Annotated in this window: 26 protein-coding genes; 25 read left to right on the top strand and 1 reads right to left on the bottom strand. The window is 64.6% G+C overall.

Annotated features, from left to right (window positions below):
• Nucleotide 1: 1 nt before the first annotated feature.
• From selO to BM186_RS05060, 5 genes are all read left to right on the top strand, one after another.
• A complete protein-coding gene (selO, locus tag BM186_RS05080) occupies nt 2-1,465 on the top strand; it encodes a protein adenylyltransferase SelO (RefSeq protein WP_074913756.1) in 1,464 nt (487 codons plus the stop codon).
• Nucleotides 1,466-1,623: 158 nt separating this feature from the next.
• Entirely contained in the window at nt 1,624-3,537 is a 1,914-nt protein-coding gene (locus BM186_RS05075; RefSeq protein ID WP_330165512.1) for an SLC13 family permease, read from the top strand.
• A gap of 58 nt (nt 3,538-3,595) precedes the next feature.
• Nucleotides 3,596-4,030, top strand: a complete 435-nt coding sequence (gene trxC / locus BM186_RS05070) for a thioredoxin TrxC (RefSeq protein WP_074913755.1) — start codon at nt 3,596-3,598, stop codon at nt 4,028-4,030.
• A 179-nt stretch (nt 4,031-4,209) separates the two neighbouring features.
• On the top strand, nt 4,210-4,653 hold the full coding sequence (locus BM186_RS05065) for a YiiD C-terminal domain-containing protein (protein ID WP_074913754.1): 444 nt from the start codon (nt 4,210-4,212) through the stop codon (nt 4,651-4,653).
• 122 nt (nt 4,654-4,775) lie between these two features.
• Nucleotides 4,776-5,573: a universal stress protein gene (locus BM186_RS05060; RefSeq protein WP_074913753.1), complete on the top strand. Its 798-nt coding sequence runs from the start codon at nt 4,776-4,778 to the stop codon at nt 5,571-5,573.
• Between the two features lie 45 nt (nt 5,574-5,618).
• Here BM186_RS05060 and BM186_RS05055 read toward each other — a convergent pair whose 3' ends face one another.
• Entirely contained in the window at nt 5,619-6,389 is a 771-nt protein-coding gene (locus BM186_RS05055) for a ParA family protein (RefSeq protein ID WP_074913752.1), read from the bottom strand.
• Nucleotides 6,390-6,638: 249 nt separating this feature from the next.
• Here BM186_RS05055 and BM186_RS05050 point away from each other — a divergent pair, with 249 nt between their 5' ends.
• The 20 genes from BM186_RS05050 (at nt 6,639) to BM186_RS04955 (ending at nt 24,721) form a co-directional block, all read left to right on the top strand.
• Entirely contained in the window at nt 6,639-7,355 is a 717-nt protein-coding gene (locus tag BM186_RS05050) for a beta-ketoacyl synthase chain length factor (RefSeq protein WP_074913751.1), read from the top strand.
• Nucleotides 7,328-8,137: a lysophospholipid acyltransferase family protein gene (locus BM186_RS05045; RefSeq protein WP_174892478.1), complete on the top strand. Its 810-nt coding sequence runs from the start codon at nt 7,328-7,330 to the stop codon at nt 8,135-8,137. The genes BM186_RS05050 and BM186_RS05045 overlap by 28 nt, the downstream gene beginning before the upstream one ends.
• Entirely contained in the window at nt 8,118-8,378 is a 261-nt protein-coding gene (locus BM186_RS05040; protein ID WP_017678587.1) for a phosphopantetheine-binding protein, read from the top strand. The genes BM186_RS05045 and BM186_RS05040 overlap by 20 nt, the downstream gene beginning before the upstream one ends.
• Nucleotides 8,379-8,389: 11 nt before the next feature.
• Entirely contained in the window at nt 8,390-8,656 is a 267-nt protein-coding gene (locus BM186_RS05035) for an acyl carrier protein (protein WP_074913750.1), read from the top strand.
• A gap of 4 nt (nt 8,657-8,660) precedes the next feature.
• Complete coding sequence (locus tag BM186_RS05030) at nt 8,661-9,206, top strand: COG4648 family protein (protein ID WP_074913749.1); 546 nt, start codon at nt 8,661-8,663, stop codon at nt 9,204-9,206.
• Complete coding sequence (locus BM186_RS05025; RefSeq protein ID WP_074913748.1) at nt 9,203-10,867, top strand: acyl-CoA synthetase family protein; 1,665 nt, start codon at nt 9,203-9,205, stop codon at nt 10,865-10,867. Before BM186_RS05030 ends, BM186_RS05025 begins: the two co-directional genes overlap by 4 nt.
• Nucleotides 10,860-11,606 (top strand): glycosyltransferase family 2 protein, encoded by a 747-nt coding sequence (locus BM186_RS05020; protein WP_074913747.1) that lies wholly within the window; start codon nt 10,860-10,862, stop codon nt 11,604-11,606. The genes BM186_RS05025 and BM186_RS05020 overlap by 8 nt, the downstream gene beginning before the upstream one ends.
• Nucleotides 11,603-12,550, top strand: coding sequence for an LpxL/LpxP family acyltransferase (locus BM186_RS05015; RefSeq protein ID WP_074913926.1), 948 nt, complete (start codon nt 11,603-11,605; stop codon nt 12,548-12,550). Before BM186_RS05020 ends, BM186_RS05015 begins: the two co-directional genes overlap by 4 nt.
• Entirely contained in the window at nt 12,531-14,072 is a 1,542-nt protein-coding gene (locus tag BM186_RS05010; RefSeq protein WP_074913746.1) for an HAL/PAL/TAL family ammonia-lyase, read from the top strand. Before BM186_RS05015 ends, BM186_RS05010 begins: the two co-directional genes overlap by 20 nt.
• Nucleotides 14,073-14,155: 83 nt before the next feature.
• Entirely contained in the window at nt 14,156-14,581 is a 426-nt protein-coding gene (locus BM186_RS05005) for an acyl-CoA thioesterase (protein ID WP_074913745.1), read from the top strand.
• Nucleotides 14,578-15,180 (top strand): LolA family protein, encoded by a 603-nt coding sequence (locus BM186_RS05000; protein ID WP_074913744.1) that lies wholly within the window; start codon nt 14,578-14,580, stop codon nt 15,178-15,180. Before BM186_RS05005 ends, BM186_RS05000 begins: the two co-directional genes overlap by 4 nt.
• On the top strand, nt 15,164-17,491 hold the full coding sequence (locus BM186_RS04995) for an MMPL family transporter (protein ID WP_074913743.1): 2,328 nt from the start codon (nt 15,164-15,166) through the stop codon (nt 17,489-17,491). Before BM186_RS05000 ends, BM186_RS04995 begins: the two co-directional genes overlap by 17 nt.
• Nucleotides 17,488-18,636, top strand: coding sequence for a cation:proton antiporter (locus BM186_RS04990; protein ID WP_074913742.1), 1,149 nt, complete (start codon nt 17,488-17,490; stop codon nt 18,634-18,636). Before BM186_RS04995 ends, BM186_RS04990 begins: the two co-directional genes overlap by 4 nt.
• The gene (locus BM186_RS04985) at nt 18,623-19,870 is read left to right on the top strand and encodes an NAD(P)/FAD-dependent oxidoreductase (RefSeq protein ID WP_074913741.1); all 1,248 of its coding nucleotides are present in this window, start codon (nt 18,623-18,625) and stop codon (nt 19,868-19,870) included. Before BM186_RS04990 ends, BM186_RS04985 begins: the two co-directional genes overlap by 14 nt.
• Nucleotides 19,871-19,882: 12 nt before the next feature.
• Complete coding sequence (locus tag BM186_RS04980; RefSeq protein WP_074913740.1) at nt 19,883-20,602, top strand: class I SAM-dependent methyltransferase; 720 nt, start codon at nt 19,883-19,885, stop codon at nt 20,600-20,602.
• Nucleotides 20,602-21,096, top strand: a complete 495-nt coding sequence (locus BM186_RS04975; RefSeq protein ID WP_074913739.1) for a hypothetical protein — start codon at nt 20,602-20,604, stop codon at nt 21,094-21,096. Before BM186_RS04980 ends, BM186_RS04975 begins: the two co-directional genes overlap by 1 nt.
• Entirely contained in the window at nt 21,096-22,298 is a 1,203-nt protein-coding gene (locus BM186_RS04970; RefSeq protein ID WP_074913738.1) for a beta-ketoacyl-[acyl-carrier-protein] synthase family protein, read from the top strand. The genes BM186_RS04975 and BM186_RS04970 overlap by 1 nt, the downstream gene beginning before the upstream one ends.
• A complete protein-coding gene (locus BM186_RS04965) occupies nt 22,295-22,759 on the top strand; it encodes a hotdog family protein (RefSeq protein ID WP_074913737.1) in 465 nt (154 codons plus the stop codon). The genes BM186_RS04970 and BM186_RS04965 overlap by 4 nt, the downstream gene beginning before the upstream one ends.
• Entirely contained in the window at nt 22,752-23,495 is a 744-nt protein-coding gene (gene fabG / locus BM186_RS04960; protein ID WP_074913736.1) for a 3-oxoacyl-ACP reductase FabG, read from the top strand. The genes BM186_RS04965 and fabG overlap by 8 nt, the downstream gene beginning before the upstream one ends.
• A complete protein-coding gene (locus BM186_RS04955) occupies nt 23,495-24,721 on the top strand; it encodes a beta-ketoacyl-ACP synthase (protein WP_045733882.1) in 1,227 nt (408 codons plus the stop codon). Before fabG ends, BM186_RS04955 begins: the two co-directional genes overlap by 1 nt.
• Nucleotides 24,722-24,730: the final 9 nt, after the last annotated feature.

The following is a 24,730-nucleotide window of genomic DNA, read 5'->3' as shown; positions in this document are numbered from 1 at the left end:
GGTGAAAAGTCTCGATACGCTGAGCTTCGACAACCGCTTCGCCCGCCTCGGTGATGCGTTCTCAACCGAAATACTGCCCGAACCGATCGAGCAGCCAAGGTTGGTGGTGGCGAGCGAGTCAGCCTTGGCTCTGCTCGATCTCGCCGCTAGCGAAGCACAGCGCCCCGAGTTCACCGAACTGTTCGCCGGGCACAAACTCTGGGAAGAAGCCGAACCGCGCGCCATGGTCTATTCCGGGCACCAGTTCGGCGGCTACACCCCGCGCCTGGGCGATGGTCGCGGACTGCTGCTGGGCGAAGTGGTCAACGAGGCCGGCCAGCATTGGGATCTGCACCTCAAGGGCGCCGGCATGACGCCCTACTCGCGCATGGGCGATGGCCGCGCGGTGCTGCGCAGCTCGATCCGCGAGTTTCTCGCCAGCGAACACCTGCACGCCCTCGGTATCCCCAGCTCGCGCGCGCTATGCGTGACCGGTTCAGCGACACCGGTGTGGCGCGAGAAGCAGGAAAGCGCCGCCATGGTCCTGCGCCTGGCGCAGAGCCACGTGCGCTTCGGCCACTTCGAATACTTCTACTACACGCGCCAGCACGAGCACCTGAAGACTCTGGGCGAACACGTCATGGCCTGCCACTTCCCGCAGCGCCTGAAACAGGACGAACCCTGGCTGGCGCTGCTGCGCGAGGTGATCGAACGCAACGCCGCGATGATCGCCTACTGGCAGGCCTATGGTTTCTGCCATGGCGTGATGAATACCGACAACATGTCGATCCTTGGCATCACCTTCGACTACGGCCCTTACGCCTTCCTCGACGATTTCGACGCCAACCATATCTGCAACCATTCCGACGACACCGGTCGCTACAGCTTCAGCAATCAGGTGCCCATCGCCCACTGGAACCTCGCCGCCCTGGCGCAGGCGTTGACGCCGTTCGCCGCGGTCGAACAGTTGCGCGAGGCCTTGGAGTTGTTCCTGCCGCTGTACCAGGCGCACTACCTCGACCTGATGCGCAAGCGCCTGGGTTTCACCAGTGCCGAGGATGAGGACGAAGCGCTGATCCAGCGTCTGCTGCAACTGATGCAGGCCGGTAAATCCACCGACTACACCCTGTTCTTCCGCCACCTCGGCGAACGGGCGCCTGCCGAGGCACTGACGATCGTGCGTGACGATTTCGTCGACCTCGCCGGCTTCGACGCCTGGAGCCGCGACTACCTGGCCCGTTGCGAACGCGAGGGCGGCGAACAGGCCGAACGCCAGGCGCGCATGCATTCGGTCAACCCCAAGTACATCCTGCGCAACTACCTGGCACAGCAGGCCATCGAAGCCGCCGAACAGGGCGACTATGGCCCGGTACGTGAGCTGCACGCGGTGCTGTCACGACCGTTCGACGAACAACCGGACATGCAGCGCTATGCCGAACGCCCGCCGGAGTGGGGCAAGCACCTGGAGATCAGCTGTTCGTCGTAAGTGGTAGCGCTTTGGCCCTGTTCGTGGCGGCCCACAGACTCTGGCCAGACCTCTCGACAGCGCTTATCTGTTAAATCGAAAAGGCATATCAATCTGCCCAAACATTCTTAGACTATCTAAAAGAACCCCTCTATCTTGGCGCCCTGCCAGGCCGCCCAGTGCGTGCCCGATACCTCACACGAGATTCGACGCAAAGAATCTGTCCCCGATCCCGCTGGCCGAGACCTGCTGCCAAACAGCCAGGCCACCCAGCGGATCAGCGGCCGGTTCTAAGGATTTTCATGCTCTGGGACTCCCTGCCTCTGCTGTTTGTCGGCGCCCTGCTGATCTGGGTGCTCTATGCCTTCGTCCGCGAAAAGTGGAGCCCGGACATCGTCGCCGCCATCGCCGTGGCCGCCTTGCTGGTCAGCCAGCTGCTGACACCAGGCGAAGTGCTAAGCGTGCTGTCCAACTCAGCCCCCGTGACCATCGCCTGCATGTTCGTGCTCTCCGCTGCGCTGGAGCGTACCGGCTGCATCGACGCCCTCGGCAATTGGCTGGGCAATCTGGTCGGCACCAGCCCGATTCGCGTGCTCACCGGCCTCACCGTCACCGCGCTGGTGGTATCGGCCTGCTTGAACAACACGCCAGTGGTGGCCATCCTCACCCCGGTGGCCATCGCCTTGGCGCGCCGCGCCGGCACTCTGCCGTCGAAACTGCTGATCCCGCTGTCCTACGCCACCATTCTCGGCGGCACCCTGACCATGATCGGCACCTCGACCAACATCCTGGTCGACGGTGTCGCACGCAAGGCGGGCATGGCGCCCTTTGGCATCTTCGAGATCACCGGCGTCGGCCTGATCATGGCCGCCTTTGGCATGCTCTACCTGCTGACCGTAGGCCGCCACCTGCTGCCAGAACGCGAGACCCTGTCGCGCCAGCTGCGCCCGGATCTGTCGCGCACCTTCATGACCGAACTGCTGGTACCGCACGACTCACCGATGATCGGCAAGACCCTGCACGAAGCCAACCTCAATGGCGGCAGCGGCCTGCAGGTGCTCAAGCTGTTCCGTGAAGAGCAGGAACTGACCGAACCCGGCGCCGAAACCCTGCTCTCCAGTGGCGACCGCCTGGTGCTGCACGGCCAGGTCAAGGATGTGGTGGAGCTGCGTGAGAGCGGCCACCTGAGCTTCAACCGCGGTGACGCCTTCGAGACCATCAGCAGCCACGACGTAATCCTCGCCGAGGCCATCGTCGGGCGTAACTCGCGCTACAGCCACCGCCCGATGCGCGACCTGGACCTCACCGCGCGCTACGGTATCGCCGTGCTCGCCGTGCACCGCCAGGACGAGAACGTGCAGGGCAACCTCGATGATTTCGAGCTGCAATTCGGCGACGTGATGCTGGTCGAAGGCACACCGGCGCAGATCAAACGCTTCGCCGACAACGGCGAGCTGATCAGCCTCAACGCCGTGCAGGAGCGCGCCTTCCGCCGCGACAAGGCGCCCATCGCGATTCTCTCCACCCTGGCCGTGATGTTGCTGGCCGCCTTTGGCGTGATGCCCATCGAAGGCCTGGCGATCATCGGCGCAGTCACCGTGCTGGCGACCCGTTGCCTGGATGTGGAGGACGCCTACAAGGCGGTGGATTGGAAAATTCTCAGCCTGATCTTCGGCATGCTGGCCATCAGCATCGCCATGGACAAGGTTGGCCTGGTCAAGCTGCTGGTGGAAAACGTCATGGGCTGGCTGCCCTGGGCCGGACCGTTGCTGATGCTGAGCTTTATCTACCTGTTCACGTCCATCCTTACCGAAATGCTGTCGAACAACGCCGTGGCCGTGCTGATCACCCCCATCGCCATCGGCATGGCCCAACATCTGGGCGTGGACCCACGCGCCTTCGTGGTCGCAGTGATGTTCGCCGCCAGTGCCAGCTTCGCCACGCCCATCGGCTACCAGACCAACACCTTCGTCTACAACGCCGGTGGCTACCGCTTTACCGACTTCATGAAGATCGGTATACCCCTGAACCTGCTGCTGTGGGGCGTAGCCACCCTGGTCATCCCCTGGTTCTTCCCGCTGACCCCGCTCTGACTTGATATCCGCAGGCGCTGGCTCCATTTAAGGCACATGACCCACGGAGTCTCGCCTCATGTCCGATCCGCTGCTGATTCCCTGCCCGCACTGCAACGGGCTCAACCGCATTCCCGTCGAGCGTCTGCACGACGCCCCACGCTGCGGCCGCTGCAAGAGTGAAGTGCTGCCCGCTGCGCCCATCACGCTCACCCAAGCCAACTTCGCCAGTCAGTTGAAAGGCGACCTGCCATTGCTGGTGGATGTCTGGGCCAGTTGGTGCGGCCCCTGCCAGGCTTTCGCCCCGACCTTCCAGCAGGCAGCCGCACAGCTGCAGGGACGCTGCCGCCTGGGCAAGCTCGACAGCGAGGCCAACCAGAACCTGGCCGGGCAACTGGGCATACGCTCCATTCCCAGCCTGATCCTGTTCAAGGGCGGCGTCGAAGTCGCCCGCCAGAGCGGCGCCATGCCTCTCCCACAACTGCAGGCCTGGCTGCGCCAGCAGGGCATTTAGGATGCACCTGTAGCCCGAATGCGATCCGGGGATAGCCGTTACGCGATTTCCCGGATTGCATCCGGACTACGTGCCTGGGGCGCTTGAGCACTTCGGTCAGTCGCCACGGGCGCTGCGGTCAATTGCAGCGCGCCAACCGCCCCTTAGTCTGGCAAAACGTCCGCTCAAGGAGTTTCGCCATGCCGCTGCCCGTGGAAATCGCTCGTCAGCTCACCGAAGAACAGATCGCCTTCGTCAAACGCAGCGGCCTCAAAGCCGAAGTGCTGGAGCCAGGATTCGTACGCCTGCGCATGCCCCTGCAAGGCAACCAGAACCATATCGGCAGCATGTACGCCGGCGCCTTGTTCACCCTGGCCGAAATTCCCGGCGGCGCGCTGTTTCTGACCAGCTTCGACGCCCAGCGCTTCTATCCCATCATCAAGGAAATGAACCTGCGCTTTCGCCGCCCGGCCACGGGCGACATTCAGGTCGAGGCACGCCTCTCGGCCGAGGAAATCGCCCATCTGGAAGAACAGGCCAACCTGCAGGGCAAGGCCGACTATCTGCTGGAGCTGCAACTGACCGACGGCAGCGGCGAAGTGGTCGCAGAAAGTCGCGGGTACTACCAATTGCGTTTACGCTGATCGGTGCCGCTGCCTGCATTCGCAATCGGTAACATTCCCCGACCTTGCCATAGGTCAAAAGAGCGGCTATCTGAACAGGCACAATAAAATTGCCGAGGGGTATCGGCAGGAGAGCCGTCACCATGTTCAAGCACATTCTTATCGCCCATGACCTGCGCGACACCGCTGACATGGCGTTATGCCGCGCCACGCAGTTGGCCCAGCAGCACAACGCCCGACTGAGCATCCTGCACGTGCTCGACCCTAGCCAGAGCAGCGAACAGCACGAAAAGGCGCGCCAAGCGCTGGATCGCAGCCTGACCCGATACGCCCCTCCCGGCACTGAACTGCGCATGCTCAGCGGCAAACCTTCGGAAGTGGTGCTGCAACAGGTTCAGGACAGCGGCTGCGACCTGCTGGTGCTGGGCGGGCACCACCAGCGCCATGACTTTTTCTCCGGCACCAGCCTCGATCGCATCGCCCGCCGCTGCACCGTGCCGCTGCTGCTGGTAGCGCGCAACGACGCCCAGCCTTATAAGAGGGCGCTGGCCGCCATCGACTTCTCCCTGTGCGCCTGCAGTGCCCTCGGCCAGGCCTATCGCCTGCTGCCCGGCGATGCCGAGCTGCACGCCCTGCATGTATTCGAACCAGACAAGGGCACGCCGCAGCAGGTGGAACTGCAACTGCAGACCCAGCGCGGCCTGATCGATCAGCTATTGCAAGACGAAGCGCAAAGCCTGCCGCCTGGCGGCCCGAAGCTCAGCCACGACGTGCTGCAGGGCGGCATCCTGCGCAGCCTGCAAGAGCAGATCAAGACGCGTCGAGCAGAACTGCTGGTGCTCGGCAGCCACGGCCGCAGCGCCTTTTCTCAAGCCTTGCTGGGCAGCCTGGCGCAGCATTTCCTGCACAAGGCGCCTTGCGACGTGTTCGTGGTGCGCTAACGAACAAGGCGCCCGCGGGCGCCTTGTTTTATCGTTGACAGCCCCTCAAGCCTGATTGAGCAGATCGTGCAATTCGACGAACTGCAGCGTCAGCTTGTGCCGTGCATCCAGATGGATCAGCGGCGTGCACACCTGGTGCGATTCGCGCATCTTTACCGAACTCATCAGGTTCACCGGCAACACCGGCAAGCCCTCGGCGATCAGCTCATCCAGCAATTGCTGCGGCAAGGTCGCGCGCGGCTGGAACTGGTTGACCACGATGCCCTCCACCTCCAGAGCATCGTTATGGTCCTCCTTCAACTCATCGATCTCGGCCAGCAGGCCATACAGGGCGTTGCGCGAGAAGCTGTCGCAGTCGAAGGGGATCAGCACGCGGTCAGCCGCAATCAGCGCGGAAACCGTATAGAAATTCAGTGCCGGCGGTGTGTCCAGGTAGATATGGTCGTAATCTTCGGCCAGTTCGTCGAGCAGTTTGCGCAGCTTGTTGATCTTGTGTTTCTGCTCCAGCTTCGGCTGCAGCTCGGCCAGCTCGGCCGTGGCGGTGACCACGTGCAGGTTGTCGAACGGCGTCTCGTAGATATCCACCTTGCCCTTCTTGGCGAAGGGCCCGGAAGACAGGGTCTGCTTGAAGAAGTCGGCAATGCCCATGGGAATTTCCTCGCCAGTGAGCCCGGTGAGGTAGTGAGTCGAGTTGGCCTGGGCATCCAGGTCAATCAGCAGCGTACGGTAGCCCTGCGCCGCACTGACCGCCGCGAGATTACAGGCGATGCTGGACTTGCCCACCCCCCCTTTCTGGTTGAACACCACACGTCGCATCGCCGCTCTCCCTGATCTGGAATGTTCCGAATTCTATGCAAAGCCCATGACAAGCACGAGACGTAGGCCACATCGCCATCATCCGCCCATCAGAAGAAGCTGCGCAACATTTGCACAGCGCCGCGTGCATCTAGATAATGCCCGCCCGAACAAGTACCGGCACTATGCCATGGCACTGACTGACGCCGTCTCTTTCAGGCGTATCGTCGTGCCGACCAGTATGCCCGGAGTGGCGAAAAGCCTCGTGCTATGAATTTCCAGATCGAAGGATTGCGCGCCTGGGCCCCCGGCCTGGAGTCAGAGGATGATTGGCGTGCCTGGTGCAACGCCCCCGAGGTCGTGCCCGACGACCAGCAACAGCCGGACGTGAGTTTCCTACCCGCCATGCAACGGCGCCGCCTCAGCCGGCTGGCGCGCATGCTGTTCCATGTCGCCTGGCCACTGGCCGAGGGGCAAGGCCCTTTACCCCTGGTGTTCGCCTCGCGTCATGGCGAAACCCCGCGCACGCTGGCGATCCTCAACGAGCTGGCGAAGGGCGAGCCGCTGTCGCCCACCCAATTCAGCCTGTCAGTGCACAACGCCATCATCGGTCTGTGGTCGATCCTGCGCGAAGACAATAGCGAAATGACCGCCATGGCCGCTGCCGGGGACGGCCTGGAACAGGCCATGCTGGAAGCCAGCGGGCTACTTGCCGAGGGCGCCCCCGCTGTTCTGCTGGTCATTGCCGAAGAGTTGCCGCCCGACCTCTATACAGCCTATATAGATGACGTACCCTTCTCGTACGCGCTGGCTCTGCTGCTGAAACCGGGCAAAACCTGGACCTTGAGCCTCGCACCTGCCGAATCCGGCTTACCCGCCGCCTGGCCACACCCCCTGAACCTGCTGCGCGCCTTGCATGGCGGGCAGCGAACGCTGACTCATTACTGGAAAGACCGCCAATGGACCTGGTCACGCAACGAGGCCTGAGCCCTTATAGCCCGCCTTATGCATGGAGGCTTGTCGCCACTGCACTGAGCTTCGCCCTGTTCGGCGTCGGCGGTGTACTGCTGCGCGTGCTGGTATTCCCGCTGCTCGGCCTGCTGCCAGGCGACGCCCTGCGTCGGCGTACCCGTGCACGCGCGGTGGTCAGCCGCACCTTTAGCCTATTCGTCGAATTCATGTTCCGCACCGGCGTACTCACCTATGAGGTCGAGGGTGCAGAGCGCCTCGGCCGCCCGGGACAGATGGTGATCGCCAATCACCCCTCGCTGATCGACGTGGTCGTGCTGATCGCCTTCATCCGCGACGCCAACTGCGTGGTCAAACAGAGCCTGTGGGAAAACCCCTGCATGCGCGGGCCGATTCGCGCCGCCCAGTACATCAGCAACAGCGGCAGCATGGACATGCTTGACGAAGCTGCCGGCGCCCTGCAAAACGGCGAAACCCTGATCATTTTCCCCGAGGGCACTCGTACCGTACCTGGCAGCAGCCCGGAATTTCATCGTGGCGCCGCCGCGATTGCCGTGCGCGGCGCCAGCGTGGTGACCCCGGTGGTCATCAGCGTGACGCCCACGACGCTGACCAAGGCCGAGCCCTGGTACAGCATTCCGTCGCGCCGTTTTCACTTTCGGCTGCGGGTCGGGGAGGATATCGATCCACGCCAATTCACCGAGCAGGCGCCATTGCCGATAGCTTCGCGCAAGCTCAACGACCATCTGCACCAACACTTTATGAAGGAGCTCGCCTCAGATGAGCGATCTGCAACTTGAAATCAAGAACCTGATCATCGATGCCCTCGGCCTCGAGGACATGAGTGCCGATGACATTGGCGCGGAGCAGACTCTGTTTGGCGAAGGGCTCGGCCTGGACTCGGTGGACGCACTCGAGTTGGGGCTGGCAATCCAGAAGCGTTTCGGCATCAAGATCGACGCTGAGGCCAAGGACACGCGCAAGCACTTCGCCAACGTCGCGAGCCTGGCTGCATTCGTTTCCGCCCAGAAAGCTGCCTGAGGATTTCACCGATGCAAAGCCGTGAAGAAATCTTCGTCACCCTGCGTAGCGCCCTGGTGGAGCTGTTCGAGCTGGAGGCCGAGCGTGTGACCCTGGACGCCAGCCTGTATGAAGACCTGGAGATCGACAGCATCGATGCGGTCGACCTGATCGACCATATCAAGCGCCAGACCGGGCGCAAGCTCGCCGCCGAGGAGTTCAAGAGCGTGCGCAGCGTGGGCGATGTGGTCGAGGCCGTGTATCGCCTGATCAATGACACGCCTCAGACCCAAGACTGACCCCATGGCTCGCCTGTTTGGCCTGCTGTTGCTGATAGCCGGCGTGCTCTACCCGTTCGCCGTCTATTACGGCATGGAGCATTGGTCGCCGCGTGTGTTCGCCGCGTTACTGGGCGGCCTCTGGCTGGCCCGCGCCCTGACGGCGCGTCGCCGGCCGGGCGGCCTGTGGCTGGCCGTGGCGGCGTTGGTGTTCTGCTTACTACTCGGCGTCGCCAACGAACCGGTGCTGCTGCGCTGGTACCCGGTTCTGCTCAACCTGATGCTGCTGGCGCTATTCGGCCTCAGCCTGAAGTTCGGCCCGCCGCTGGTGGAACGCATGGCACGCCTGCGCGAGCCGGAGCTACCGGACGTCGCCGTGCGCTACACGCGCACCGTCACCAAGGTCTGGGCGCTGTTCTTCCTCGGCAATACCGTCCTGCTGATGGCACTGGCGATGTGGGCACCGCTGTCCTGGTGGACGCTCTACACCGGATTGATCTCTTACGGCCTGATCGGCCTGTTGTTCGCTGGCGAATGGTTAGTCCGCCAGCAGGTAAGGAAATACGAATGATCTGGCTGCCCCTCACTGATCTGTTGCTGGAGGCTCAGCCCGAGCGTCAGGTTGCCCTGCAACCCACCCTGCATCATGCGGCGTTGCGTGAGCGCGCCCTGCGCCTGGCCGCCGCCCTGCAGGCGCGCGGTGTACAACGCGTGGCGCTGTATCTGGAAGATGCTGCCGAGCTGGCCATCGCCCTGCTCGGTGCCTGGCGCGCTGGCGTCGAGGTGCTGCTGCCTGCCGACGCCCAGGTGCAGACACGTCAGCGCCTGACGTCCCAGGTCGACCTGTGGCTGGACGACATCGCCGAACTGGATGCCGAACCACTGCCAGGCGCACCGCTGCAGCCCGAACATTGCCGCCTGACCCTGTGCACCTCGGGCTCCAGTGGCGAACCCAAGCTGATCGACAAGAGCCTTGCGCAGCTAGCCAACGAGGTCGAGGCATTGGAGCGGTTGTGGGGCCAGAACCTCGGCCAGGCCACCGTCCTCGGCAGCGTCGCCTGCCAGCATATCTACGGCCTGCTGTTCCGCCTGCTCTGGCCGCTATGCGCCGGTCGCCCTCTGTATCGCCGCGCCCTGCCATTCCCTGAAGATCTGCAGCAGGCGAGCCTGAGCCAGACCGACTTTGTCTGGGTCGCCAGCCCGGCCCTGCTCAAGCGCATGGGCGACAATCTCGACTGGTCGGCACTGAGCTGCGTGAAACAGGTATTTTCCTCCGGTGGCGCGCTGCCCAGCGAAGCGGCCGAATCCCTGCACGAACGCCTGGGCCAGTGGCCGACGGAAATCTACGGCAGCTCGGAAACCGGCGGCATCGGCTGGCGCCAGGGCGACACAGCCTGGCTGCCGTTCCCAGGCGTCGAGCTGAGCCTCGATGAAACCGGCGCCCTGCGCATCGCTTCACCGTACTTGCCAGCCGGGCATATCGAACAGAGCGCAGATGCCGCAGAGATCGGCGCTGACGGCCGTTTCGTTCTGCGCGGGCGCCTCGACCGCATCATCAAGCTCGAGGAGAAACGCATCTCCCTGCCCATGCTCGAGCAGGCGTTGATCAGTCATGACTGGGTAACCGATGCCCGCCTTGGCGTGATTCAGGAAGGCCGAGCCTTCCTCGGCGCCGTGCTGGCCCTGAGCCCGAACGGCGTGCATGTCCTGCGCAATCAGGGCCGTCGCAGCGTGACCGAAACCCTGCGTCGACACCTGGCCGAACACTGCGAAACCATCGCCCTGCCACGCCGCTGGCGCCTGCTGCTGGAACTGCCCTACAGCAGCCAGGGCAAGCTGGCGCAGAGCCAGATCGACGCCCTGCTGGCCGCGCCACGCCCGACGCGGGTGGAGCCTGTCAGCGCCGAACAGCGCGACGGCGAATGGCTGCTGCAATTGCAGGTGCCACTGGATCTCGCCCATTTCACCGGCCACTTCCCGCAGACGCCGGTGCTGCCAGGCGTGGTGCAGGTGGACTGGGCCCAGCAGCTGGCGCGCCAATTGATCATCGACCTGCCACCGCGCTTCGCCGGCATGGAAGTGCTGAAATTCCAGCAACTGGTGCGCCCCGGCGACACCCTGCAGTTGTCCCTGCGTTTCGATGCCGAACGCGGCAAGCTGTATTTCGCCTATCGCAATGGCGAGGCAGCCTGTTCTTCCGGGCGCATTCTGCTGGAGCAGGCCCATGGCTGAGCCAGGCTTCAATCCCTGCGCGGTGATCCCGGTGTACGACCACGAGCGGCCATTGCCCGGTGTGGTCGGGCAACTGCGCCGCGCCGGCTTGCCATGCCTGCTGGTGGATGACGGTTCCAACGCGACCTGCGCGGCGGTAATCGACGAACTGGTGCAGCAGCCGAACATTCACCTGCTACGCCTGCCGAGCAACCAGGGCAAGGGCGGCGCAGTGATGGCCGGCCTGCGCGAAGCGGCGCGCCTCGGCTACAGCCATGCCCTGCAGGTAGACGCTGATGGCCAGCACGACCTGAGCACTCTTGACCGGTTCATCGCCGCCGCTCGTGCTCATCCGCAAACCCTGGTCTGTGGTTATCCGCAATACGATGCGAGCGTGCCCAAGTCGCGCCTCTACGCACGCTACCTGACCCACGTCTGGGTCTGGATCAACTGTCTGTCATTGCAGATTCGCGACTCCATGTGTGGCTTTCGCATCTACCCGCTGCCGGCCACCCTGGCCCTGCTCGATACGGTGAAACTCGGCCGGCGCATGGACTTCGACACCGAGATACTGGTGCGCATGGCCTGGCGCGAGCAGCCCATGCACTGGCTGCCGACCCGTGTGCATTACCCGGCCGATGGCCTCTCGCACTTTCGCCTGTGGCACGACAACCTGCTGATCTCCGGCATGCACGCCCGGCTGTTCTTCGGCATGCTGCTGCGCGCGCCGAGGATTCTATGGCGCAGGCTGGTCGCATGAGCGCTGCCGAGCACACCGATCACTGGGCTCGGCAGAAGGAGCGCGGCAGCTTTCTGCTGATGCGCTTCACCGTCGCCGCCGCGCGCCTGCTCGGCCGTCGCCCCCTGGTGCCACTGCTGTATCTGATCGTCCTGTATTTCTACATCTTTGGCCGCAGCGCGCGGACCAGCATCCATCAATACCAGTACAACCTGGCGAACTGGGGCGCACGCCCCGATCTGCGCCCCAGCCGCCGTTCGGTACTGCGTCAGTTCCTGGCGTTCGCCGATAGCCTGCTGGACAAGCTCGACGTGTGGAACGGCCGCCTGCCGTTGCAGGAACTGCAACTGGTAGACCCCGGCAACCTGCGCCACACCTTGCATGACGGTAGCCGTGGAAGACTGCTGGTAGGCGCTCACCTGGGCAACCTGGAGGTCTGTCGGGCGCTGGCCGAGCTTGGCGAGCGGGTGCGCATGAACGTGCTGGTACACACCAAGCACGCCGAGCGCTTCAACCGTCTGCTGGGCGAATCCGGCGCCAGCCATCTGCGCCTGATTCAGGTCAGCGAGCTGGACCCGGCAATCATGCTGCAGCTGGCCGAGCGCCTGGAGCGCGGCGAGTGGCTGGCGATCGCCGGCGACCGCGTGCCGCTGCATGGCGGACGCAGTGTCACGGTCGATTTTCTTGGCCAGCCCGCCGCCTTCCCTCAAGGTCCCTGGTTGCTGGCCGGCCTGTTGCAATGCCCGGTCGGGCTGATGCACTGCCTGAAGATCGACGGGCGCTACCAGGTGCGCCTGGAACATTTCGCCGATGCGGTGAGCTGGAAGCGCAGCGAGCGCGACCAGGTGGTTCACGGCTGGGCACAACGTTACGCGCAGCGCCTGGGCGAACACTGCCTGGACGCACCGCAGCAATGGTTCAACTTCTACCCTTTCTGGAAGCGAGATGACGACATACCAGCCTGAGCCGGTGATCTTCGGCGAGCGCGCCCTGACCATCGAGAACATCGTAGCCCTGTCGCAGCGCCAGGCCCGCGCCCAGTTGCAGGATGATGCCGCCTACCGGGAAAAGATCGCCAAGGGCGCACGTTTCCTCGACACCCTGCTGGACAAGGAAGGCGTGATCTACGGCGTCACCACCGGCTACGGCGACTCCTGCGTGGTCACGGTGCCGCTGCATCAGGTCGAGGCGCTGCCCCACCACCTGTTCACCTTCCACGGTTGTGGCCTGGGCAAACTGCTCGACGCCCCCAGTACCCGCGCGGTGCTCGCCGCCCGATTGCAGTCGCTGTGCCACGGCGTGTCCGGGGTGCGCGTGGAACTGTTGGAGCGTATCCAGGCGTTCATCGAGCACGACGTGTTGCCCTTGATCCCGGAAGAAGGCTCGGTCGGCGCCAGCGGCGACCTCACTCCACTGTCCTACGTCGCCGCCACCCTCAGCGGTGAGCGCGAGGTGCTGTACAAGGGTGAACGCCGCAGCGCCGCCGAGGTGCATGAAGAGCTCGGCTGGACGCCACTGACCCTGCGCCCTAAAGAGGCCCTGGCGCTGATGAACGGCACCGCCGTGATGACCGCCCTGGCCTGTCTGGCCTATGCCCGCGCCGACTACCTGCTGAAGCTGGCGACACGCATCACCGCGCTCAATGTGATCGCCCTGGAGGGCAATCCGGAGCACTTCGACGAGCGCCTGTTCGCCGCCAAGCCGCATCCGGGCCAAACCCAGGTCGCCGCCTGGATTCGCCAGGATCTGGCCGTCGAGGCGCCGCTGCCGCCGCTACACCGTCTGCAGGATCGCTACTCGATCCGCTGCGCGCCGCACGTACTTGGCGTGCTGGCCGACAGCCTGGGCCTGCTGCGCCAGTTCATCGAGATCGAACTCAACAGCGCCAACGACAACCCGCTGTTCGACGCCGAGACCGAGCGCACCCTGCACGGCGGGCATTTCTATGGCGGGCACATCGCCTTCGCCATGGACAGCCTGAAGAACCTGGTGGGCAACGTCGCCGACCTGCTCGACCGTCAGCTCGCCCTGCTGGTCGATACCCGCTACAACCATGGCCTGCCGAGCAACCTGTCCGGCGCGCCGGCTGCAACGGCGATGATCAACCACGGCTTCAAGGCCGTGCAGATCGGCGCCAGCGCCTGGACTGCCGAAGCGCTGAAAAACACCATGCCGGCCAGCGTGTTCTCGCGCTCCACCGAGTGCCACAACCAGGACAAGGTGAGCATGGGCACCATCGCTGCACGCGATGCCCTGCGCAGCCTGGAGCTGACCGAGCAGGTCGCCGCCGCCACGCTGCTGGCCGCCAACCAGGGCGTCTGGCTGCGTGAGCGCGCCGGCAAGCAGGACATCCCCGAGCCACTGGCCGCCATGCGCGAGCAACTGGCCAGCGATTTCCCGCCGGTGATCGAAGACCGCGCCCTGGAAGGCGAGCTGCGCCTGTGCCTGGAGCGCATCCGCAGCCAGCACTGGAGGCTGTATGCCTGAGCTCGCTCTGGTGCGCATGGCGCACCCTACGATCCTCTACCGCGTAGGGTGCGCCGTGCGCGCCTTTGGTAAAGGATCTCAACATGCGTAAGTCAGGCGTATTGCAGGCGGAAATCGAACTGCAGGTGCAGTTCTATGACGTCGACATGATGGAGATCGTCTGGCATGGCCATTACGTCAAATACTTCGAGCAGGCGCGCTGCGCCCTGCTCGACAAGCTCGATCACAATTACCGGCAGATGCGCGACTCCGGCTACGCCTGGCCGGTGATCGACCTGCAGGTTCGCTACGTGCGCGGCGCCCAGTTCGGCCAGCGCATCATCGTGCGCGCCGACCTGGTGGAATGGGAAAGCCGCTTGAAGATCAACTACCTGATCAGCGACGCCGAAACGGGTGAGCGCATGACTCGCGGCAGCACCGTGCAAGTGGCCGTGGAAATCGCCACGCGGGAAATGCAGTTCGCCTCGCCACAGGTCTTCATCGATGCCGTACAGAGGGCCATCGCGTGAAACGCCTTCTCGGTGCAGCTCTGGGCTTTATCCTGCTCGGCACAGCCCATCTGGCGCTGGCCTTCGACCTCGACCAGCTCAGCGAGCAGCTTGGCGAGCCCGAGGTGGTGCGCGGCACTTTCATCCAGGAAAAACACCTGCGCGCCCTGCCGCAACCGCTGACCAGCCGTGGCACCTTCGTCCTGGCCAAGGATCATGGCCTGCTCTGGCTGCTCGAACGCCCGCTGCAGCAGGACTACCGCATCGACGCGCAGGGCATCGCCCGGCGCAGCGAGCAGGGTTGGCAGTTCGTCGCCCAGCAAAGTGCCACCGCCCAGCAGAACCGCCTGTTCCTTGCCGTGCTCAAGGGCGACAGCAGCGGTCTGCGTCAGGATTTCGAGCTCAGCCTGAGCGGCACAGCCGAGGCCTGGCAGCTCGACCTGACGCCTCGCAGCGTGCTGCTCAAGCAGGTATTCAAGACCATCGTCATCAATGGTGGTGAGCTGGTGCAGCGCATCGAACTGCAGGAAACCCAGGGCGATAGCACCGTGCTGCGCCTTGAGGACAATCAGGCCGACCAGTCCCTGAGCGATGCGGAGCGACATGACTTCCAGAGTTGAATACTGGGGCTCACGGCTGTTCCCGCTCGCCCTGCTGCTGCTCGTTGTCGTTGCTGCCTGGCAGTGGCGCGGCGGCGCGCCCATCTCCGCCAACCTGCTGGAGCTGGTGCCCAACGGCGCGCCGGACGCGCTCGAACAGCAGGCCGTGCAACGCATGCAGGAGCCGCTCAACCGCGAGCTGCTGGTGCTGATCAGCCACCCGCAGCGCGAACAGGCTCTGGCGCTGGCAGCCGAACTGGGCACACGCTGGCAGCAGCAGGCGCTGTTCGAGAGGGTGCAGTGGGAGCCGCAAGCCGACCTGTCCGGCATCCGCCAGCAATTGCAGGATCAACGCCTGGCGCTGTTGCCGGCTGCCGACCGTCAATTGCTGATCGACAACCCGGCCGCCTTCGTCGAGCGGCGTGTGCAGGATCTGTTCGACCCCTTTCGCAGCCAGGGCGTAGTCGCCACCAACGATGACCTGCTCGGCCTCAGCACCTTGGTGGAGAAAGGGCTTCCCCACCAACACAATGTCCAGGTCGATCTCAGCGGCGCGCTGATCGCCGAAAGCGAGGGGACCACCTGGGCCCTGCTGCGCGCCCGCACCAATGCAGACGCCTTCGACGGCAACCTGGCGCTGGCCGTGGACGATCTAGTCACCCAGGCTCGCAACGAGGTGCAGGCAGGCGGCGGCCAATTGCTCGCCAGCAGCGGACTGCTGTATTCCGCCCACGGCCAGCGTGAAGCCACTCGCGAAATCAGCCTGATGGGCAGCATCGCCAGTGCCGGCGCCCTGCTGATGATGCTGCTGGTGTTTCGCCGGGTACGCGTACTACTCGCCTTCATTCCCGCAGCCATTGGCGTGCTCGCTGGGCTCACGGCCTGCGTCGCGGTGTTCGGCCATGTTCATGTGATGACTTTGGTGCTGGGCGCCAGCCTGATCGGCGTGGCCATCGACTACCCTCTGCACCTGCTGTCGAAAAGCTGGACGCTGCAACCCTGGGATAGCTGGCGTGCCCTGCGCGCCACCTTCCTTGGCCTGACCCTCGGTCTGCTGACCAATGTCATCGGCTATCTGGCCCTGGCCTTCACCCCATTCCCGGCACTCAAGCAGGTGGCGATCTTTTCCGCCGCCGGCCTGCTCGGCGCCTATCTGAGTACTCTATTTCTGCTGCCAACGCTGCTCGGCAAGGCCGCGCTCCGTCCCTGGCAAGCGCCGCATGCTCTGGCACAGCGTCTGCTCGACCGGCGCGAAGCCCTGCTACGCAAACTGCCCACACCCTGGCTGCTGTTGATCTTCGCCCTGTTCTGCGCCGGTGGCCTGCTGCAGCTCTCGCACAAGGACGATCTGCGTCAGTGGGCCAGCGTGCCGCCGCAATTGCTGGAGCAATCGAAAACCATCAGCCAGATCGTCGGCATGCAACCGACCAGTCAGTTCTTTCTGGTGCGCGCCGATGATGAGGAGCAATTGCTGCAACGCCAGCAGTCTTTGAGCCAGCGCCTGGACAGGCTGGTCGAGCAGGGTCGGTTGCAGAGCTATCTGGCGTTGAGCCAGCTGATGGCGCCGGCCACGCAGCAGGAGGCACTGCGTCAGGCCGTGGCACAGCTGCCGAGCCACAGCGCCGCGCTCAGCGAACTGGGCATACCCGTCGATGCCATCGCGCGGGAGGCGCAACAGCTACAAGCCCTGCCGACGCTGAACATCGAACAGGTGCTCGCCGCACCGCTGAGTGAGCCCTGGCGACCGCTCTGGCTGGGCAACGCCGATGACGGCCAGGTCGCCGGGCTGATCAGCCTGCAAGGCTTGACCGACAGCGACCTGCTCGCCGCCCATGCCGAAGGGCTCGACGGGGTGAAGCTGGTCGACCGCCTCGGCGAACTCAATCGCCTGTTCGCCGCCACGCAAGTCAGCGCCGCCGAACTCAAGCTGGCCTCCTGCCTGCTGATCTTCGCCGTACTGTGCATCTTCTTCGGCGCACACGGCGCCGCTCGCGTACTGGCGGTCTCGCTGCTGGCCGCACTGGCCAGCCTGGCCAGCCTCGGCTGGCTTGGCCAACCCTTGACCCTGTTCAGCCTGTTCGGCCTGCTACTGGTCACCGCCATCGGCGTGGACTACGCCATCCTGATTCGCGAACGGGTCGGCGGTGCGGCCACCAGCCTGCTCGGCACGCTGCTGTCGGCACTGACCACCTGGTTGTCGTTCGGCCTGCTGGCCATTTCCAGTACGCCTGCAGTGAGCAACTTCGGCCTGGTCATCAGCATCGGCCTGGCCTTCAGCTTCCTCCTCGCCCCCTGGGCGGGTGACGCGCTGGCCAAGGATAAGCATCCATGACGGTCGCCCTGTTCTGGCTGCTGGCCCTGGCCATCTATGCGCTGGTCGCGGTCGTCGCTGGGCGCCGCCTGGTTCCCATCGTCGGCCAACTGCTGGTGGCAGCACTCGCCATTCCGGCGCTGCTGTTGCTGTGGGCCGAGCCGCACTGGCAACTGAGCGCGGCCGAGCTGCTGGCGCCCGATTGGCTGAACCTCGCCTACGGCCTGTGCTTCGCGCTGCTGCTCGGCTATATCCTCAGCGACGTGATCGACCTCGATCTCAGCCCGGCCTGCGTAAAGATCGCCCTGCCGAGCTTTCTCGTACCGATGCTGGCTGGCCTGGCCTGCTCGTTCTGGCTACTGCCCGGCGAGCGCGGCTGGCTGAGCGCGGTGGGCATTGGCCTGCTGTTCTCCATCACCGCCATCCCGGTGCTCTATCTGTTCCTGCAGAGCATCGGTTACCCGGCCGACGCCAGCAAACGCCTGCTGCATGCGGCGATCCTGATGGATTTCATGTGCTGGAGCCTGTTCGGCCTGGCCCAGGGCAGCAGTCAACCGGCGACATTGCTCTGGCCGCTGCTGACGGCGCTTCTGCCCGTGCTGCTGCGCCTGCTTACGCTGCGTCATCCGTCGTGCTACAGCCTGCCATTCTTCACTCTGATGCTGCTGTTTCAGCAGCTTGGACTGAATGCGCTGGTGTTCGGCATCGCCTACATGCTGTGTCTGGGCTATCTGAAGCAGACGTTCGTGCTGCCGTTGGCGCAGCGTCACTGGAAGCTGCTGATGAATGGCGTGGCTGTCCCGCTGATTCTCACTTACGGCGTGCTGCGCGTGGATTTCCATGGCCTGGGTCAACACATGTCCTGGCTGGTGATAGGTACCCTGCTGGCGCTGCCGGTCATCAGCAAGGTGCTTGGCAGTTGGCTGGGCCTGCATTGGGCAGACCCGGCTGCGTCAGCGCAGATCAAGTGGCATGAGAGCCTGCTGCTGAATATCCGCGGCCTGACCGAAATCGTGTTCCTCAACCTGCTCCTGCAGCTCCAGCTGATTGATTCAACGGTGTACTTCGGCCTGCTGCTGATGAGTCTGTTCTCTACTCTGTTGCCTGCCCTGCTGGGCCGGCACACCGTCAATCATGAAGCGAAAGCCCGCTATGAAATCTCCTGAACTCGAACAACGTCAGATCGTCGTCATCGGTGCCGGCCCGTCCGGCGCCATCGCCGCCGCCATCCTCAAGCGCCAGGGCCACGACGTACTGCTGCTGGAGCGCCAGCGCTTCCCGCGCTTTTCCATCGGCGAAAGCCTGCTGTCGCACTGCCTGGACTTCGTCGAAGAAGCCGGCATGCTCGAAGCCGTGCAGGCAGCCGGCTTTCAGACCAAACATGGCGCCGCGTTCGCCTGGGGCGATCGTTACACCAGCTTCGATTTCCGCGACAAGTTCACCGAGGGCAAGGGCTCGACCTATCAGGTGATCCGCGCCGACTTCGACAAGCTGCTGGCCGACGAGGCCGAGCGCCAGGGCGTGGAGGTTCGCTACGAGGAGGAGATCTTCGCCGCCGACTTCAGCGGCGACTGCCCGCGGCTGTCGGTTCGCCGCCTGGCCGATGGCTTTGAATACCAGGTCGAGTGCGCCTTCGTCCTCGACGGCAGCGGCTATGGTCGCGTGCTGCCACGCCTGCTCGACCTCGACACGCCATCGGCCTTCCCGGTACGCCGTGCGGTGTTCACCCATATCGAGGACCGTATCGACCCGGCCTCGGGCTTCAACCGCGAGATGATCCTCATCACCACCCATCCGACCCTGCGTGACGTGTGGTTCTGGACCATCCCGTTCAGCAACGGCCGCTGCTCGCTGGGCGTGGTCGCCGCGGCCGAGCACTACGAGAACTACCCGAAGGATCTCGATGCCTGCCTCAAGCAGTTCGTCGCCGAAACCCCATCGCTGAGCAAGGTGCTGGGCAATGCCGCGTGGGATACCCCGGCGCGCGAGATCAACGGTTACTCGGCCAACGTCAAGAGCCTGCACGGGCCGGGCTTCGCTCTGCTGGGCAACGCCGCCGAGTTCCTCGACCCGGTATTCAGCTCGGGCGTGACCATTGCCATGCGCTCAGCGAGCATGGCCGCCGGGCTGTTGCATCGTCAGTTGAACGGCGAAACGGTGGACTGGGAAAACGAGTTCGCCATCCCGCTCAAGCGCGGCGTCGACACCTTCCGCGTCTACGTCGAGGGCTGGTACGAGGGCTCCTTCCAGGACGTGATCTACTACGAAAAAGCCTCCCCGGAGATTCGCCGCATGATCAGCTCGATCCTTGCCGGCTACGCCTGGGACAGCAAGAATCCCTATGTTTCCGAACCACGCCGACGCCTGCGAGTTCTCGCAGAGCTGTGCGCCCAACCCTGACAAGGATCGTCGATGAACGCCCTGCGCCCCGTCTCGCCCACCTACGTCGAAGAAACCCGTTTCGGCTTCTGGTTCCTGCAGAGCCATGTGTGGCAACACCATGTGCTGCGGGTTGCGATCAACGACCTGGTGCGCCTGACCGGCAGCCCGCTGCCGCAAGCGCCCGTGCTGCTCGATGCCGGCTGCGGTCAGGGCCGCTCCTTCGGCCTGCTCAACGCCGCCTTCGCACCGGTGCGGATGATCGGTCTCGACGCCGATCCGCACAGCCTCGAGTGCTCGCGCCGCGAGTCCGAGCGCCTGGGTCTGGACGTGGAACTGATCGCCAGTGACTGCGCCTCCATCGACCTGCCCGATGCCAGCGTCGATCTGCTGTTCTGCCATCAGACTCTGCATCATCTGGTGGAACAGGAAAGAGCCCTGGCCGAGTTCTGGCGCGTGCTCAAACCCGGTGGCCGACTGCTGCTGGCCGAGTCGACCAAGTACTACATCGACACCTGGGTGATCCGCTGGCTGTTCCGCCACCCGATGCACGTCCAGCGCAGCGCGGAACAGTACCTGGACATGCTGCGCGATCAGGGCTTCCAGTTCGACGATGCCAGCGTTTCCTACCCCTACCTGTGGTGGAGCCGGGCCAAGGACTTCGGCCTGCTGGAGCGCTGGGGGCTGATGCGGCCCAAGCCGGTCGGCCAACGCGACGAAACGCTGCTCAACGTAGTGGCGCGCAAGCCGTGATGCCACGCATACTCCTGCTCGTCGCCAGCCTGCTGCTGGGCGCCTGCGCTGCACGCACCCCCGTGCCGCCAGTGGCCCCGGCATTGGTCGCAGCGCTGCCGCTCACCCTGCAGATCCAGCGTGAACAGGCGGACGTGCGTCAGGACTGGCTACTGGTGATCCAGCAGGAAGGCCCCGCCCTGCGCTGGTCGCTGCTGGATCCGCTCGGCATCCCCCTGGCCCGCCAGTTGCTGGATGCGGGGCAGTGGCGCAACGACGGCCTGCTACCACCGAATACCGAGGCGCGTGAGCTTTTCGCTGCACTGCTGTTCGCCCTGACCCGCGCCGACGCGCTGCAGGCTTACCCGGCTGGCAGTTGGCAGCAGGTGAACGATGAACGGCGCCGACTCGCGCCGGACTGGACCATCGATTACCAAGGCCCTGTGGATTTCACCCTTGGCAAAACCGGCCTGAACTACCGGATACGCGCACTGAACCTGGAAGAAAGCGACTGATGCCCCGCTCCCCAACCCCCGGCTACCTCAATGCACTCGGCCTGCTCTGCGCCATCGGCGAAGGCAAGCAAGCCGTGGCCGACGCGCTGTTCGCCGGTGACGCCTCGGGCATGCGCGCCGAAGACGGCTGGGTGCAAGACCGCAGCCTGACGGTAGGCGCCGTGCATGTCGATTTGCCCGCCATGCCTGCAGGTTTCGAGGCCTCCCACAGCCGCAACAACCAGTTGCTGCTGGCCGCTGCGCAACAGATCGAGCCCGAGCTGCGCGCAGCCATCACCCGCTTCGGCGCGCAGCGCGTCGGCCTGGTGCTGGGCACCAGCACCTCGGGCATCCGCGAAGCGGGCGAGCATATCGCACGCCACGTCAACGAAGGCGCGCTGCCCGCCGAATACAACTACGCCCAACAGGAGATGGCTGCACCGGCCAACTTCCTTGCCGACTGGCTGGGCCTGACTGGCCCGGTGTACTGCCAGTCCACGGCCTGCACCTCCGGCGCCCGGGCCCTGCTCAGCGCTCATCGCCTGCTCAGCCTGGGCCTGTGCGATGCGGTGATCTGCGGTGGCGTCGACAGCCTGTGCCGCCTCACCCTGAATGGCTTCTCGTCGCTGGAAGCCGTCTCTGCCGAACCCTGCAATCCGTTCTCGGTAAACCGCCACGGCATCAACATCGGCGAGGCCGCGGCCTTGTTCCTGATGACCCGTGAGCATGGTCCAATCGCCTTCTTCGGTGGCGGCGCCACCTCCGACGCCCACCATATCTCCGCACCCCACCCGGAAGGCCTCGGCGCCCGTGCCGCCATGGAAAAGGCACTGGCCAACGCCGGCATAGCCGCCAGCGACATCGACTATCTCAACCTGCACGGTACCGCCACCCGGCATAACGACGTGATGGAAAGCAAGGCCGTGCACGCACTGTTCACCGATGGGGTGCCCTGTTCCTCGAGCAAACCCATGACCGGCCACACGCTGGGCGCCGCCGGCGCGCTGGAAGCTGCCTTCTGCTGGCTGACCCTGAGCCAATACAACCGCGACGGCCTGCTGCCACCGCACCTCTGGGATGGCCAGCACGACCCCGAACTGGCGCCCCTCCAACTCGTCCGGCCTGGCGACCGCCTGGCACGTGACCAGGGCCGCTACCTGATGAGCAACTCCTTCGCCTTCGGCGGCAACAACGTCGCACTGATCCTGGGAGATGCCCCATGAGCCTGTGGCCCGTCGCCGAACTGGTGCCCCACGCGGGCAACATGGTGCTGCTCGATGAAGTATTGAGCTGCGATAGCGAAGCGATCGAGGTACGCCTCGTCGTACGCCCGGATGGCCTGCTCAGCGATGCCGACGGCAACCTGCCAGCCTGGACCGGCATCGAGCTGATGGCGCAGGCCATCGCCGCTTTCGCCGGCGTCCAGGCCAAGCGCGCCGGTTTGCCGGTGGAACTGGGTTTTCTGCTAGGCACGCGCAAGTACGCCTGCAACGTCGAGTGTTTCCCCGCTGGCAGCGAGCTGCGCATCCGCGCCCTGTGCTCGCTGCAGGACGACAACGGCATGGGCGTGTTCGAATGCCATCTGCAAGGCCCTGACATCCAGGCCGAAGCCCGTCTCAATGTGTTCCGCCCGCCGCAGCCGGCGGTCTATCTACAAGAGCAGCAAGAACAATCCCATGACTGAAAGCACTTCCGCCCCCACCGTTCTGGTCACCGGCTCCAGCCGCGGCATCGGCCGCGCCATCGCCCTGCGCCTGGCGCGCTCGGGCCATGACATCGTCCTGCACTGCCGTTCGCGCCGCGATGAGGCCGAAGCCGTGCAGGCGCAGGTCGCCGAACTGGGACGCCAGGCGCGCATCCTGCAATTCGACGTGTCCGATCGCGCGGCCTGCCGCGAAGCGCTGGAAGCCGATGTCGAGCAGCACGGTGCCTACTACGGCGTGGTATGCAACGCCGGCCTGACCCGCGACGGCGCTTTCCCGGCGCTGTCCGAAGACGACTGGGATCAGGTGCTGCGCACCAACCTGGATGGTTTCTACAACGTGCTGCACCCGCTGACCATGCCGATGATTCGCCGCCGCGCGCCAGGGCGCATCGTCTGCATCACCTCGGTGTCGGGTCTGATCGGCAACCGCGGCCAGGTCAACTACAGCGCCTCCAAGGCCGGCGTGATCGGCGCCGCCAAGGCCCTGGCAATCGAACTGGCCAAGCGCAGGATCACCGTCAACTGCGTAGCTCCTGGCCTGATCGATACTGAGATCCTCGACGAGCTGGTACCGGTGGAGGAGATTCTCAAGATGATCCCGGCCGCCCGCATGGGCACCCCCGAAGAGGTAGCCGGTGCGGTGAACTTTCTGATGTCCGACGAGGCGGCGTACATTACGCGCCAGGTTCTCGCGGTGAATGGTGGTTTGTGTTGATGAAACGTGTAGTCGTCACCGGCATGGCCGGTATCACCTCGCTGGGCAGCGACTGGCCAACCATCTCGGCCGCGTTCAAGGCCGGCAAGAGTGGTATCCGGCGCATGGATGAATGGGACCGCTTCACCGAGCTGAACACCCGCCTGGGTGGGCCGGTGGACGATTTCGTCCAGCCCAAGCACTGGAACCGTAAGCAGACGCGCAGCATGGGCCGAGTGTCCAAGCTGGCCGTGTATGCCGCCGAACGCGCCCTGGAGCACGCCGGCCTGCTCGGCGACCCATGCATCGCCGACGGGCGCATGGGTGTAGCCTGCGGCTCGTCCACCGGCAGCACCGAGGAGGTCAAGGCCTTCGGCAATATGCTGCTGAACTCGGTGGCGGACGGCCTCAACGCCAACTCCTACATCCGCATGATGCCGCACACCACGGCGGCCAACATCAGCATCTTCTTCGGCCTCAAGGGCCGCCTGATCCCCACGTCCAGCGCCTGCACCAGTGGTAGCCAGGGCATCGGTTACGCCTACGAGGCGATCAAGTTCGGTCGCCTGAAGATGATGCTCGCTGGTGGTGCCGAGGAGCTGTGCCCGACCGAAGCCATGGTCTTCGATGCGCTGTATGCCACCAGCCTGAAGAACGACGCTCCGCACACCAGCCCGCGCCCTTACGACAGCGGCCGTGACGGCCTGGTGATCGGCGAAGGCGCCGGCATCCTGGTGCTCGAAGAGCTGGAGCACGCGCTCGCCCGTGGCGCCACCATCCATGCCGAGATCGTCGGTTTCGGCTGCAACTCCGACGGTCAGCACGCCACCAAGCCGGTGCAGGAAACCATGCGCGGCGCCATGCAGCTGGCACTCGATGACGCCGGCCTGGAACCCTCGGCAATCGGTTACGTCAACGGCCATGGCACCGCTACCGAACAGGGCGACGTCGCCGAGACCCTGGCCACCAGCAGCCTGTTCGGCGCGCAGATGCCGATCAGCTCGCAGAAGAGCTACCTTGGTCATACCCTGGGCGCCTGCGGGGCGCTGGAGTCCTGGTTCAGCATCGAGATGATGAACTCGGACAGCTACGTCTACACGCTGAACCTGGACGAAATCGATCCGGCCTGCGGTGAGCTGGACTATCTGCGCGGCGAGTTCCGCCAGATGAGCCATGAATACGTGATGAACAACAACTTCGCCTTTGGTGGCGTGAACACCTCGCTGATCTTCAAGCGCTGGCAATGACCTTCAACT

This window comes from Ectopseudomonas toyotomiensis (assembly GCF_900115695.1).
Lineage (GTDB): Bacteria > Pseudomonadota > Gammaproteobacteria > Pseudomonadales > Pseudomonadaceae > Aquipseudomonas > Aquipseudomonas toyotomiensis.
Note: the sequence above shows the minus strand (reverse complement) of the source record. Positions and strands in the feature narration are given on the sequence as shown.